General features: G+C 68.5%; 15 protein-coding genes and 1 tRNA gene. 7 read left to right on the forward strand and 9 right to left on the reverse strand.

From position 1 onward, the window contains the following. Positions 1-113 precede the first annotated feature (113 nt). From QQX04_RS03905 to QQX04_RS03915, 3 genes are all read right to left on the reverse strand, one after another. Positions 114-1511, reverse strand: a complete 1398-nt coding sequence (locus QQX04_RS03905; RefSeq protein ID WP_301126463.1) for a hypothetical protein — start codon at positions 1509-1511, stop codon at positions 114-116. After that, positions 1508-2050, reverse strand: coding sequence for a sigma-70 family RNA polymerase sigma factor (locus QQX04_RS03910; protein ID WP_301126464.1), 543 nt, complete (start codon positions 2048-2050; stop codon positions 1508-1510). The genes QQX04_RS03905 and QQX04_RS03910 overlap by 4 nt, the downstream gene beginning before the upstream one ends. Positions 2051-2133: 83 nt before the next feature. Further along, complete coding sequence (locus tag QQX04_RS03915) at positions 2134-2715, reverse strand: DUF1349 domain-containing protein (RefSeq protein ID WP_301126466.1); 582 nt, start codon at positions 2713-2715, stop codon at positions 2134-2136. Between the two features lie 86 nt (positions 2716-2801). On the opposite strand from QQX04_RS03915, the gene QQX04_RS03920 reads away from it, so the two are divergent. The 3 genes from QQX04_RS03920 to QQX04_RS03930 all read left to right on the forward strand — a co-directional run bounded on the left by QQX04_RS03920 (position 2802) and on the right by QQX04_RS03930 (position 5987). Next, positions 2802-3497, forward strand: coding sequence for a Pr6Pr family membrane protein (locus QQX04_RS03920; RefSeq protein ID WP_301126468.1), 696 nt, complete (start codon positions 2802-2804; stop codon positions 3495-3497). Then, positions 3494-4402, forward strand: a complete 909-nt coding sequence (locus tag QQX04_RS03925) for a phosphotransferase (RefSeq protein WP_301126470.1) — start codon at positions 3494-3496, stop codon at positions 4400-4402. The genes QQX04_RS03920 and QQX04_RS03925 overlap by 4 nt, the downstream gene beginning before the upstream one ends. 145 nt (positions 4403-4547) lie before the next feature. Further along, the gene (locus QQX04_RS03930) at positions 4548-5987 is read left to right on the forward strand and encodes a hypothetical protein (protein WP_301126472.1); all 1440 of its coding nucleotides are present in this window, start codon (positions 4548-4550) and stop codon (positions 5985-5987) included. 57 nt (positions 5988-6044) lie between these two features. Here the strand turns inward: QQX04_RS03930 and QQX04_RS03935 are convergent, their stop codons facing one another. After that, positions 6045-6224, reverse strand: a complete 180-nt coding sequence (locus tag QQX04_RS03935) for a hypothetical protein (RefSeq protein ID WP_301126474.1) — start codon at positions 6222-6224, stop codon at positions 6045-6047. Between the two features lie 216 nt (positions 6225-6440). Here QQX04_RS03935 and QQX04_RS03940 point away from each other — a divergent pair, with 216 nt between their 5' ends. After that, positions 6441-6668 carry a hypothetical protein gene (locus QQX04_RS03940; RefSeq protein ID WP_301126475.1) on the forward strand — a complete coding sequence of 76 codons (228 nt, stop codon included), beginning with the start codon at positions 6441-6443 and terminating at the stop codon, positions 6666-6668. An 81-nt stretch (positions 6669-6749) separates the two neighbouring features. Here QQX04_RS03940 and QQX04_RS03945 read toward each other — a convergent pair whose 3' ends face one another. Then, a complete protein-coding gene (locus QQX04_RS03945) occupies positions 6750-6953 on the reverse strand; it encodes a hypothetical protein (RefSeq protein ID WP_301126477.1) in 204 nt (67 codons plus the stop codon). 103 nt (positions 6954-7056) lie between these two features. Here QQX04_RS03945 and QQX04_RS03950 point away from each other — a divergent pair. Further along, positions 7057-7132, forward strand: a tRNA-Lys gene (locus QQX04_RS03950). A 22-nt stretch (positions 7133-7154) separates the two neighbouring features. Here QQX04_RS03950 and QQX04_RS03955 read toward each other — a convergent pair. From QQX04_RS03955 to QQX04_RS03970, 4 genes are all read right to left on the reverse strand, one after another. After that, positions 7155-7505, reverse strand: coding sequence for an HNH endonuclease (locus QQX04_RS03955; RefSeq protein WP_301126478.1), 351 nt, complete (start codon positions 7503-7505; stop codon positions 7155-7157). A gap of 175 nt (positions 7506-7680) precedes the next feature. Then, positions 7681-8139: a hypothetical protein gene (locus QQX04_RS03960; RefSeq protein ID WP_301126480.1), complete on the reverse strand. Its 459-nt coding sequence runs from the start codon at positions 8137-8139 to the stop codon at positions 7681-7683. Between the two features lie 292 nt (positions 8140-8431). After that, complete coding sequence (locus QQX04_RS03965) at positions 8432-9406, reverse strand: alpha/beta hydrolase (RefSeq protein ID WP_301126482.1); 975 nt, start codon at positions 9404-9406, stop codon at positions 8432-8434. Between the two features lie 278 nt (positions 9407-9684). Beyond that, on the reverse strand, positions 9685-10056 hold the full coding sequence (locus QQX04_RS03970) for a hypothetical protein (RefSeq protein WP_301126483.1): 372 nt from the start codon (positions 10054-10056) through the stop codon (positions 9685-9687). 124 nt (positions 10057-10180) lie between these two features. Here QQX04_RS03970 and QQX04_RS03975 point away from each other — a divergent pair, with 124 nt between their 5' ends. Together QQX04_RS03975 and QQX04_RS03980 are read left to right on the forward strand one after the other, a co-directional pair. Beyond that, on the forward strand, positions 10181-10771 hold the full coding sequence (locus QQX04_RS03975; RefSeq protein WP_301126484.1) for a thymidine kinase: 591 nt from the start codon (positions 10181-10183) through the stop codon (positions 10769-10771). Next, a complete protein-coding gene (locus QQX04_RS03980) occupies positions 10768-12084 on the forward strand; it encodes an MFS transporter (RefSeq protein ID WP_301126485.1) in 1317 nt (438 codons plus the stop codon). The genes QQX04_RS03975 and QQX04_RS03980 overlap by 4 nt, the downstream gene beginning before the upstream one ends. Positions 12085-12118 lie beyond the last annotated feature (34 nt).

Here is a 12118-nt window from a genome sequence, read left to right on the forward strand (position 1 = left end):
GTAACGACCCTCAGTCTCCTAGGGCAGGCAACGAGAGCCCCTGGGCGGTCGTCAGTCTCCTGACAGCGCTGCGGATAGTCGCCAGAACACCGACGCCATCACGTCTCGGACACCTACCGCTCAGGCACATCGAAGGGGATGACATCGATCCACGCGTTGTGCGCCGGCGCCGGATAGCCGACAAGGTCCAGCAGCTGCACCGCTCCAGTTTCCAGGTCGACGAGCACGACCGACTCGCGAGGATGGTCGATACCTTCCGAGACGGCGCCCGCACACTTCACGATCGCCTTCGAGCCTGAATAGACGACCGCAGGGACGACGGCGTAGTCGCCGGCAGAGCAATCGAACGAGGTGAGCAGCGTTCCCTCCGCCCCATAAAACTCGGTGATCCCGCCCTCTGACCTCACGTACGTTTCGGACTCGTTGTCATAGGTCGCGACAGCATACGAGGCGGCCCACGGAACAGCGACCACTTCGATCGATCCCGTCTCCAGATCGAGCGCGAAGTAGCCGAAGCCCTCGTCTCCGGACTCCGCGAACAGCACTGTCGTCTCGTCAACCCAGCCGACGACGACGACGGTCGGCCAGTTGGATTGGAGGTCCGCCACCTCGCGCACGTAGGACCCGTCAGTCGCCGCCATCTCGACTGACGAACGCCCCGCGTCAACGTTGAAGCAGACCACGGAGTCTCCGCTCGGAGAGACGGACATCGCAGCCAGCAGCGCAAACGAGTGGCAGAGGACGCTCGACACCGAGCCCATGCTCGCCCGAGCGATGCCCCAAGACTCCGACGTCGGGAGTCCCACGACGAACTCTGACGCGCTCACTCCGCCCACCCATTGAGGACCACCGATCGCATAGCTCTCGTCGTAGCTCGGATGCGCCTGCGAGATCACCTGCCCGGACTCGAGGTCCACGGTCAGCAGCCGGTTCTGCTCCGTGTCCTCGAGCACCGCGTAGAAGTACTGCCCGTTGTCCTGATCCAGCCACATCTGCTCGCCGGTCCAGCCCACGAGCCGGCTCGCGTCGTACTGATCGAGCGTCCCGATCTCGGTGAGCTCGCCGTCCGGCGAGACCATGAGGAGCGCGTCGGTAGCGCGGGAGCCGACGGGCTCGATGCCGCCTCCCAGGTCGACCTCGAAGTACGGCGCGTCCTGATCGACCTGGACGCTCAGCAGGAACCAGCCGTCAGTCGCGTCGGCCGACGTGACGACGCCGTCGTCAGTGGGCGACGCGCTCGCCGAGGCCGACGGAGACGCGCTCACGCTCGGAGTCGGTGACGGGCTCACACTCGTCGCCGGTCCACCGTCACTACCGCCACCCCAGGCCAGCGCCCCCACACCCACCGCGGCCATCGCCAGCACACCACCGGCAGCCACCGTCATCGTGCGCGTGGTCCGACGTCGACGCACCGACCGCACCGCAGCCAGCTCATCGAACTCGGGCGCATCCCGCAGCGACGCCGACAGGTCACGGAACTCGTCGTCGAACATGCCCTTCAACCCGCTCATCGTGCACCCCCCTTCATCGACACCACCGCGGCCGTCTCGCCCACGTCCTCAGGCTCATCCGTGCCTATCAGAGCGTTGAGCGCCCGGATCCCATCCGACGTGTACCGCTTGACCGCACCCTCGGACAGCCCCAACGCCTGCGCCGTCTCACGCACCGACATCTCCGACAGGTAGCGCAACGTCACACACGCACGCTCACGCGCCGACAAGTGCGGCAACGCCTCACGCAACGTCACCCTCACGGCCACCTGCTCCGACGCATCCGGAACCGCCTCCACAGGCGCCACCCGCTCCGCCCGACGCCGATCCGCCGACTGAGACCTCACCCGATCCACATACCGCGACGCGATCGCCTTGCGCACATACGCCTCCGCCTGCGCGACATCATCGAAGCCCCGCCCCCTCGAGAACGTCGCCACGATCGCCTCCTGCACCAGATCCTCCGCATCCGACGGACCCGCCAGCATGGACGCGAACCCCAACAACCGCCCACGACGCTGCGACGCCAACTCATGCAACGCCGACTCCCACCGAGCCATCAGGCCATCACCCCCATCACAGGAAGAGGACGGGGCAGGGCGCGCATCGGTTGGTCACGGAAGGATCACGGATGTCAACACGCTCAATGGAGCGCCGCGTCGGGCTCGCCCAAGCGGAAGCCGGTGAACGCCACCCGCAGCCCGGAACGCGACGGGGCGCAGCAGAACGGGCCGACGCTCGCGTCGGCCTCGGGCGGGAGCGGCGCCACACGGACGAGCCGCCAGGGCTCGTCGTCCACGCGAGCCCTCACGGTGATCGCATCGCCGGAGCGCGAGGCTCGCACCGTCACCTCGCGCCCCACCCACTCGGGTACGGGCGCGACCGACCAGTCGGACATCCCATGGGTGACGACGGCCCCGACCTGGGGCGAGCCGTCGGAGACCTCGACCCCGGCCTTGATCCACGTCTCGGAGTCGACGTGGATCATCACGCCTGCCTGATCGAACTGCTCGGCGTAGTCGAGGACGAAGGACACCTCGGCCGCGGCAGCCTGCCCGAGAGGCACCACAAGTGCGTGGGCATCGTCGTGGACGAAACCGTAGCTGGTGGTCCGCCACGCGTCGGATCCTTCGCGCGCCTCGACCACCAGCCGCGCGCCGTCGACCTCGGCCGAGACCGGCTCCGTGGTCCACGTTCCCTGCGAGAGAAGCTCACCCCAGTCCATGCCGCCCACGCTAGCCCTCGCGACCTCCGCGGGCGACGCAGACCCGCGCCGCCCGCGAAAGCGAAGCCGCTGCTAGCGTCGTCCCCGTGAGAGTGGCGTGGTACTGGGTGCGCATCATCGGGGCGGTGACGATCTTCACCGCGCTCGCGGCGACGTTCTACGCCGTGCTGCAGGCGGGGGACCTGGAGTTCTGGAACTTCTTCGGCTTCTTCACGATCCAGTCGAACATCATCGCGATGCTGGTGCTGTTCATGTCGGCGCTCTACACGGACCGTCCCAGGTGGGACTGGTTGCGGTACGCGCGTGCCGCCTCCACGACGTATCTGGTGATCGTCGTGGCCGTCTACTGGACGCTGCTGGTGAACGTGGACGTGCAGACGCCGCAGGTGTGGACCAACACGATCCTGCATGGCGTCTCGGGCGCGATCATGCTGGCCGACTGGATGCTCGAGGGTCCGCGCAAGCCGTTGAGCTGGCGACAGTCGTGGACGGTCCTGATCTATCCGGCGGTGTGGCTGACGGTCATCCTGATCCGCGGCGCGACCGACGGCTGGGTGCCCTACCCGTTCCTGGACCCGGCGAACGGGTACGCGTCGGTGTTCGCGGTCGCCGCCGGCATCGTCCTGCTGGGCTGGGTCGTGGGGCTGGGCATGTTCCAGCTGACGCGGTGGCGGCCGATCACGCCGGACGACAACCACGTCGCGGCGCATGAGGCCGCGCCCGCCACGCTCAAGGACGATGATCCCGACGATGACCCGGCGCTGGAGCCGGACCCCGTATGAGCTTCGACACTGTCCCGCCACCGGCGCATCCGTCCATCTCGGAGGAGACGGTCGTCGCGCTGCTGGCTGACCAGCATCCGGAGTACTCGGACCTGCCGCTCGGCCCACGCTTCGACGGCTGGGACTGCGCGATGTTCCGCCTGGGCGACGGGCTCGCCGCACGCCTGCCCCGCACGCAGGCGGCGGTGACGTTCCTCCAGACGGAGATGCACTGGGTCCCGCAGCTGAGCCGCGGCTGGGACTTCCCTTCGCCCGAGTTCACGGCGCACGGCCAACCCGGTCATGGCTATCCGTGGCCGTGGGCGGTCATCACCTGGATCCCGGGCGATACGGCTGACGAGGTGCCGCTCGCCGCCCACGCGGGCGCTGATGTCGGCCGGGCACTCGCCCAGGTGCACGTCGAGGCGCCGGCGGACGCGCCGTTCAACATCGAGCAGTCGATCCCCATGGCGGACCGCAGTGAGAAGACGCTCGAGCGCGTGCTGAAGGCATACAGCTCAGGCGGCCCGCATGGCGAGCGCCTGGACGTGGATGCGGCGATGACGTTGTGGGAGCAGGCGCTTGCCGCGCCCTCGAACACCGAGTGGGTGTGGTCGCACGCCGACCTGCACGGCGCGAACGTGCTGAGCCACGACGGTGCGTTCGGCGGGATCTTCGACTGGGGCTCGATGGCGATGTGCGACCCGGCGGTGGACGTGGGCTTCACGCATTCGCTGCTTCCCGCGCAAGGGGTCGACGCGGCGCTCGCCGCGTATGACGATGCGACGGGCCGCGTGGACGACGCGTTCGTCGCCCGGGCACGCGGCATCGGGCTGAGCAAGGCGGTGGGCATGGCGCTGTCGCCTCGCGAGGTGACGCAGAGGATGGCGTGGCGCACGCTCGAGGCTCTCGGGCTTCTTCACTAGACGCGAATAAATACCCCCGAGGGCATTTCCACCGCACTCTCTCACACGCGGGCCACCGGTGCCGATAGGCGAGATCGAACCGGTTCGAGCACCCGCAGTCCCCCCTGTCCTCCGCTCGGGCCCCGACCCATGCCCAAGGAGCGCTGTGAAGCGTCGCATTCTGACCATCGCCACTCTTGCCCTCGCCACCGTCGTCCTAGCCCCCACTGCCGCGTCGGCTGCGGACTGGGACATCAGCTGCCCGTTCCCGCAGAACTACACGCTCACGGGCGACCTGGACTACAGCGGCATCTCCATGTCCGCCAACTGCGACTACTACGTCAATCTGAACGGCTACACGCTTCGCATCGGCGGCGTCACGATGGCGCCGGGCTCCGACGCCACGATCGTCGACACCTCGGGCGGCGGCAGCTTCTTCAGCATCGCGAAGTACAGCACCGACGCGGGGGTCTCGATCCCGATGGGCTCGGTGCTGACCATCGGGAGCGGCGTGAGCTTCGTCGCCACGGGCGGAGTGGATGGCGCGGGCATCGGCGGCCTCTCCGGCCAGTCCGCAGGCACCGTCGTCGTCGAGTCAGGCGCGACGCTGGTCGCCACAGGCGGCGCGAACGCGGCAGGGATCGGCGGAGGCAACGGTGGCGACGGCGGCACTGTGCTCCTCGAGGCCGGCAGCGACGTCACCGTGACCGGCGGTACGTCCGCGTTCGGCGCCGGCCTCGGTGGCACGGCCTTCGGAACCCTCAACGTGGCAGGCACCCTCGCGCTCCCGTCGGGCTCGCTCCTCATCCCTGACTCTGAGGCCGGGGATGAGGTCACGGTCACCTCGACGGGACTCATCGCGGGCCCGTCGGGAGACGAGACCAACGGCGCGGCACTGACCGGCACCGGTCAGATCGCCAACTCGGGCATCATCGCGCTGCGCTCGAACCTCGTGGCGGAGACGCTCACGGTGACGGACCGGGCCTACGCGGTCACGTTCGACGATCAGGCGGGGACCACCTCGATGGATCGCGCGTTCGCACCCACCTTCGATGCGGGCTACCGCACCGTTCCGACGCCGCCGTCGGACACCGCATGGAACACCGCGGCCGACGGCTCGGGCGACTGGTTCACCTCCACCACCTCCCTCACTGCCGACACCTTCCTCTACGCGGTCCCGGACGTGTTCATCACCTTCTCCGCACCGCCCGCGACCACCGTCGATGACGGCGGTTCGCTCACGTTCTCGGTCGCCGCCCAGGATCACCTGGGAACCCCGATCGATGCGAGCGCCGCGACGGTCTCCAGCTCGAACACCGCCGACACGGTCGACGGCATGACCGTCACCTTCCACGAGCCGGGCACCCGGACCATCACCGTGGCCTACGCGACCGGGAGCACCTCCACCAGCGTGACAGTGCCGACCCCCGAGTTGCTGCCGCTCAGCGCGCCTGCCACGGCTCCCGCGCAGACCGTGGCGACCGAGCAGCGTGACGCGCTCGCGGCGACGGGCGTCTCCTCGACCGTGCAGGCGCTGCTCGGCGCAGGATCGGTGCTGGTCGTGGGAGGCATCTCGCTGCTCCTGATGCAGCGTCGCCACGGCTGACCGCCCGGAGGGGCGGTAGCAGTCCGACGCCCGTACCGAACGGCGCGGCGAAGCCCGCTACGCTTCCGCGGCCTCCGAGCGACGGCGCGCCATCTTCGCCTTCACCACCCAGTAGACGACGGTGAGCGCGAAGAGCAGGATTCCGATGCCCGCGAGCCAGAGGAGCGCCTCGACGACGAAGCCGACGATCGCGATGGCGAGGAACAGGACCAGGAGGACTACCAGGAGAGTTCTCATGGTGAGGGAACATCTGGCTGGGGTTCGCCATTCCGAAGGCTGGCGCCCATCATCCGTGAACGGGCCGCGAGCGCCGCGCCTCATGAGCGTCCTTCGTGGAGCCTCACCTCCAAATGCGTACTGTTGCGTATTTATTTGAGGCATGCCAGAGTGAGTGCCGAAGTTGCGGGGTCATCACCACGGTGCGAACCCGCTCGCAGTCCCCGAAAGGTCCCCATGCCGCACGCGCTCCTCGCTCACCTCGCCTCCTTGCCGCCCCTTCAGGCCGCGACGGGGACGACGCCCGCGTCGGATGCGTCAGCAGTCGGAAGCGCGACCGATGCGCAACTCGCTGCCACAGGACCTCTCGAGGCCGCGCTGCTGTTCGGCCTCGCCGCCGCGCTCGTGGTCGCAGGCATCGGAATCGTGCTCGCAGGACGCCGGGACGACATCATCGAACGGTGACCCGCTGAGCGCACAGCGGCGCGGCCGGATGGGGGTTCCGGCCGCGCCGCTCCTCTGGAGCTGACTCCCGCTTAAGGTGACTCAGCCCGCGTGGTTCATGCCCTGACTGCGCTGCTGCTTCTGCACCTGTGACGGGTTCGGAGCCTTCGCGTCAGGATTCTGGTTCCGTGCATCCTCATCGTGGTGGCCGTGCCCGTGAGCGTCACCTTCTTCGGCGGGACGATGCGAGGCGGCATTGTCCATCGGGATCGGCTTGTCCTGGTCTCGGTCAGCGTGCTCATTCATCGCTGCTCCCTCCTTCGGTAGCCGTTCTCCTATGACAACGCACACGCGTGCCGATCGCATCCGCGGATCAGAAGGTTCGCGGAGCGCGGATACCATGGCAGGCGGGCCTCTAGCTCAGTTGGTAGAGCAGCGGACTTTTAATCCGTAGGTCGTGGGTTCGAGCCCCACGGGGCCCACCAACGTCGGCCTGGCCGGGAAACTTCAACCCTCGGGAGAGGCGAACTCCCGGTTCACCTGCGCCCACCGGATGAGGAACGCGGGTTCATCGAGCCGACGGCGTCGCATCCAGGACGTCACCTCGTCGTTGCACTTGCTCGCGTTGCATGACCGACAGGCGGGGACGACGTTGTCGAGCGTGTAGCGGCCGCCCCGTGAGATCGGCAGCACGCAGTCCTTCTGGAGCGCGGACGCCGCGTCGCCGCAGTAGGCGCAGCGCTCCCAGGCGTCGAGGATGCGCTGCCACTGATCGGTGGTGAGGTCGCTGCCTGAGGCGGCGACGCGTCGGGCACGGCGGCGCGAGGAGCGAGCCTTGCGGGTGCGTGCGACTGCCATGATCCGCACCCTAGTTCCAGCCCCGGCCGCAGGACTGCGCCCGCGCCGCACGCGCGGCGACCTCCATCCGAGCGCCCCTGAACGCAAAGCGAGGCCCGCCGAACGACTCACGTCGTGCGGGGGCCTCGCTGATGCTCTGGCGGATCCGGCCGCCGCGCCAACGATCTGCGAACAGCTATCGAGCTACCTCGTCGCCCACCAACGCACGACCGAAAAGGACACAGTCCTGAGACACGGCGTGGATCGGATGCGGCTGGCGCTTCCGCAGTGCGCGCAGGATCGGCGCTCGCACTTTGAGAGCCCAGATAACGGCGGCTCCAAACAGCGGCACGACCACCAGAAGCGGCAACGCCGCCCACGCTTCGCCCGTGTCGGCGAAGACGATCACGCCGATCATCAGCGCGACGAACGCGACCCAGAACACGAAGCTGGTGATCCACTGCGTGAAGTACCACCGGCGAACCTGCTGGTTGGCAATCGCCTCAACTGATCGCTCATAGGCGCGAAGAGCAGCCCCATCGACATTCGAGCCTGCGTGTGCGCCGACGGCACCGAACTCGACAGCGCGGGCGTAGATCGACTTCCGGACGTCCAGAGGCGGCCCCTCGCCCGGCCGGATCGACATCAGGTCCACATCATCCTCCCCCCCCGGCGAGCCCTCGATGGAAACCTAGCAGCGCGGGCATCAAACGTGCTGTCAGCGGCGGCGCGAGGCACGAGCCTTGCGGGTGCGTGCGACTGCCATGACCCGCACCCTAGTTCCGGTCCCGCGTGCAGGGGTGCGCTCGCGCCGCAGACGCGGTGGCCTCCGTCCGAGCGACCCCCGAACGCAAAGCGAGGCCCGCCGGACGACTCGCGTCGTGCGGGGGCCTCGCTGAAGCTCGGGCGGATCCGGCCGCCGCGCCGCAGACGCGGCGGTCTCGTCCTTAGAGGTTGGCGTTGAAGAACGCCTCGATCTTGTCGAACGGGATCACGTCGACCTGGTCGTACAGGTCGGTGTGGCTCGCGCCCTCGATGGTGACGAGCTCCTTGTTGTCGCCGGCCATGGACTCGAATGCGTCCTTGCTGAAGTAGTACGAGTGCGCGGCGTCACCGTGCACCAGCATCACCGGCTGGCGAATCTCGCCCGCGTACTGGTTCAGCGGCATGTTGAGGAACGACTCGGGCGTGGTGACGGTCCAGCCGTCGTTCGAGTTGACCGAACGCGAGTGGTAGCCGCGGTCCGTCTTGTAGTAGTCCACGTAGTCCACGAGGAACTGCGGTGCACCCTCAGGCGCCTCGGCAGGAAGCCCGCCGACGAGCTTCGGCTCACCGTTCTTGAAGTCCTCAGTGCGCTGTGCGGCCATGGTGGCACGCTTCTCGTGACGCTGCTCCTCCGAGTTCTCCGACTGGAAGTAGCCCTCGGCGTTGACGCGGGTCATGTCGTACATGGTCGACGTGACGGTCGCCTTGATGCGGGGGTCGATCGCCGTGGCGCTGATCGCCATGCCGCCGAAGCCGCAGACACCCAGGATTCCGATGCGCTCGGCGTCGACGTTGTCCTGCACGGAGAGCATGTCCACCGCGGCCTGGAAGTCCTCGGTGTTGATGTCGGGCGAGGCGACGGAACGGGGCAGGCCGCCGCTCTCACCGACGAACGACGGGTCGAAGACGAGCGTGAGGAAGCCACGCTCGGCGAGGGTCTGCGCGTAAAGGCCGGACGACTGCTCCTTGACGGCGCCGAAGGGGCCGGCGAGGGCGATCGCGGCGAGCTGGCCGGTCGCGCCCTTGGGGGTGTACATGTCGCCGGCGAGCGTGATGCCGTAGCGGTTGGTGAAGGTGACCTTCTGGTGGTCGACCTTGTCGCTCTGCGGGAAGGTCTTGTCCCACTCGGTCGTGAGCTGAAGGTTCTCTGCAGTCATGTTCTTGCTCCTTGCCTCGTGCTGCGCCCTGCGGCGTCGCGAGTGGCGGATGCCGTATCGCTGCGCCGTCCGGGCGACTCTGTTGCAGAAGCCCCCGCCTGGCCGGGGGAATCCGATCGCTCGGGTTCCGCTCCACCAACGACGGATGCTTCACTGTGTGACAACTTCAGCGTAAGGAGAGTTCATCCCTTCCTCTGAGACCCCGTGAGACCCCCGGTCGTGAGACGCGTTCCGACAGGGACCCCCTCGCCGGGAATGCCTGGCAGCGCACCTCACCACTAGTTCACGGGCTTCGCCACCGCGGCGCGGAACCACGCTTCCGAGTCGGCCGGCATCGCCACCTCGACCACAGGGCCGGGACCTCGCACGGTCAGCACGACGGCGTCCAAGCCGGCCGGGAGCATGAAGTCCCCGGCCGCGCCCGTGCGGACCGCGTCGTCAATGCTCTCCACGACCACGGTGGTGGAACCGACGTGGACGCGCCCCGGAGAGACATGCCACTCGCTCGACAGCCATTCGCGCCCGAACCTCCCGAGGTCCGCATCGACGCCGCGCAACGCGCCCACGAGGATCCCTTCGCTCTGCAGCCGCGCGATCCGTCGGCGCACCACGCGGCTCGCGGCCGCATCCCCCACGGCGATGCCGAACACCTGCCCCAACAGATCGAGTACCAGCGCACACCCCCCTCAGATGGAGGAAGCATCCCACCCCGCCCGGACTCCGCGCGCCGCCGCGCCGATACGATGTCCACCGAACCCGAGAGAGGACCCCACGGTGGCGAAGCTGTACTTCCGCTATGGCGCGATGAACTCGTCCAAGTCGGCGCTGCTGCTGACGGCGGCCTACAACTATGAGGAGCGCGATCAGCATCCGGTGATCGTGAAGCCCGGCATCGACACCAAGGCGGGAGAGTCTGTCCAGTCCCGCATCGGTGTGGAGCGCAAGGTCGACGTCCTCCTGGGTGCCGAGGAGTCGTTCCTGGAGAAGCTGACCGCCTACCGGGACCTCTCGCAGATCGACGCGGTGTTCGTGGACGAGGCGCAGTTCCTGACCCCGTCCCAGGTCGACGAGGCGTACGAGATCGCCGTCATGCGCGGCGTCCCGGTGCTCTGCTACGGCCTTCGTGGCGACTTCATGACGCGCTCCTTCCCCGGCTCTCTCCGCCTGTTGGAGATCGCCCACGCGATCGAGGAGCTCAAGACGATCTGCCGATGCGGCTCCAAGGCCGTCTTCAACGGCCGCCGCATCAACGGCGAGTTCGTGAGCCATGGCGCGCAGGTCGCGATCGACGGCCAGCAGGCCGAGTACGAGTCGCTGTGCGGCCGCTGCTACATCACGAAGGTGGGCCCGGTCCGCCACGCATGACAGCCGACGCCAGCCCCACCCGCACCTCCCGTCTTGCGTGGACGGTTTTCGCGGTCGCGTCGGCCACGTACTTCATCGCGGTGATCCACCGCACGGCGCTGGGCGTCGCGGGGGTGGACGCAGCTGAGCGCTTCGGCGTCGAGGCGACCGCGCTGTCGCTGCTCGCCGTGCTGCAGATCGCCGCGTATGCGGGCATGCAGGTGCCGGCCGGGGTGCTGCTGGACCGTTGGGGTCCCGCACCGGTGATGGTGGCCGGGTCGCTGGTCATGGCGTTGGGTCAGGGCCTCATGGCGTTCGCGCCGGACCTGGGGTGGGCGCTCGCGGCGCGCATCCTGATCGGCGTGGGCGACGCCCCGATCTTCATCGCTGCGACCCGCGTGGTCGGGCTGTACTTCCCGCCAAGACGCGTGCCGGTGATGGTCCAGATGACGGGCCTGCTGGGTCAGTCGGGCCAGCTGGCGACGGCGATCCCGGTCGCATTCGCGCTGCATCACGCGGGCTGGGAGGGCACCTTCACCGGCCTGGCCGTCGTCGGCATGCTTGCGGCGCTCGGGGTCTGGTGGACGATGCTGCGGCCGGGCCACGGGAAGCCGACGGAGGCTCCCGACAGGTTCTCCATCGCACAGGCGCTGCGGCTGCATTGGCGGACGCCGGGCGTGAGGCTGGGGTTCTGGTCGCACTTCCTCGGCCCGTTCTCGATCAACACGATCGCGCTGCTGTGGGGCGTCCCGTTCTTCACGCAGGGTCAGGGGCGCTCGACGGCGGAGGCGAGCATGCTGCTGACCGTCGCCGTGGTCACCAACATCGCGGTGGGCCCGGTCATCGGTGCCCTCACGTCCCGCTATCCGATGCGGAGGACGTGGCTGGTGCTCGGCGGGGCGAGCCTGACGGCCCTCGCCTGGGTGATCGTGCTGATCCCCGGCACGCCACGGCCACTGTGGGAGCTGATCGCCTTCGTGGTGGTCGTCGCGGCGGGCGGGCCCATGTCGCTCGTGGGCATGGACTTCGCGCGGTCCTTCGCCGTGCAGCGCCGCGTGGGCAGCGCCACCGGGTTCGTCAACATGGGCGGTTTCGTCGCGAGCATCATCAGCATCCTGGTGGTCGGCATCGCGCTTCAGCTCGCCTCCCCCAGGGGAGCGACCACGTACACCCTCGACGAGTACAGGATCGCGTTCGCGACCCTGCTGATCCCGTGGCTCATGGGCGTGCTGGGGGTCGTGATGAGTCGCCGCGAGACGCGGGCGACGATGGCCCAGGACGGTGTCATGGTGCCCACCGTGCGCGAGGTGTGGCGCCGCTTCCGGCAGCGCTGACGCTTCGCCTGGCTCGGCCGCGAGGGGCCGGCGC

The sequence above is a fragment of the Demequina zhanjiangensis genome (genome assembly GCF_030418315.1).
Classification (GTDB): Bacteria; Actinomycetota; Actinomycetes; order Actinomycetales; family Demequinaceae; genus Demequina; species Demequina zhanjiangensis.

Coding starts and splice junctions, on each gene's coding strand:
- QQX04_RS03905 (WP_301126463.1), bottom strand. CDS start 1,511: ATGAGCGGGTTGAAGGGCATGTTCGACGACGAGTTCCGTGACCTGTCG.
- QQX04_RS03910 (WP_301126464.1), bottom strand. CDS start 2,050: ATGGCTCGGTGGGAGTCGGCGTTGCATGAGTTGGCGTCGCAGCGTCGT.
- QQX04_RS03915 (WP_301126466.1), bottom strand. CDS start 2,715: ATGGACTGGGGTGAGCTTCTCTCGCAGGGAACGTGGACCACGGAGCCG.
- QQX04_RS03925 (WP_301126470.1), top strand. CDS start 3,494: ATGAGCTTCGACACTGTCCCGCCACCGGCGCATCCGTCCATCTCGGAG.
- QQX04_RS03935 (WP_301126474.1), bottom strand. CDS start 6,224: ATGAGAACTCTCCTGGTAGTCCTCCTGGTCCTGTTCCTCGCCATCGCG.
- QQX04_RS03940 (WP_301126475.1), top strand. CDS start 6,441: ATGCCGCACGCGCTCCTCGCTCACCTCGCCTCCTTGCCGCCCCTTCAG.
- QQX04_RS03945 (WP_301126477.1), bottom strand. CDS start 6,953: ATGAATGAGCACGCTGACCGAGACCAGGACAAGCCGATCCCGATGGAC.
- QQX04_RS03955 (WP_301126478.1), bottom strand. CDS start 7,505: ATGGCAGTCGCACGCACCCGCAAGGCTCGCTCCTCGCGCCGCCGTGCC.
- QQX04_RS03965 (WP_301126482.1), bottom strand. CDS start 9,406: ATGACTGCAGAGAACCTTCAGCTCACGACCGAGTGGGACAAGACCTTC.
- QQX04_RS03980 (WP_301126485.1), top strand. CDS start 10,768: ATGACAGCCGACGCCAGCCCCACCCGCACCTCCCGTCTTGCGTGGACG.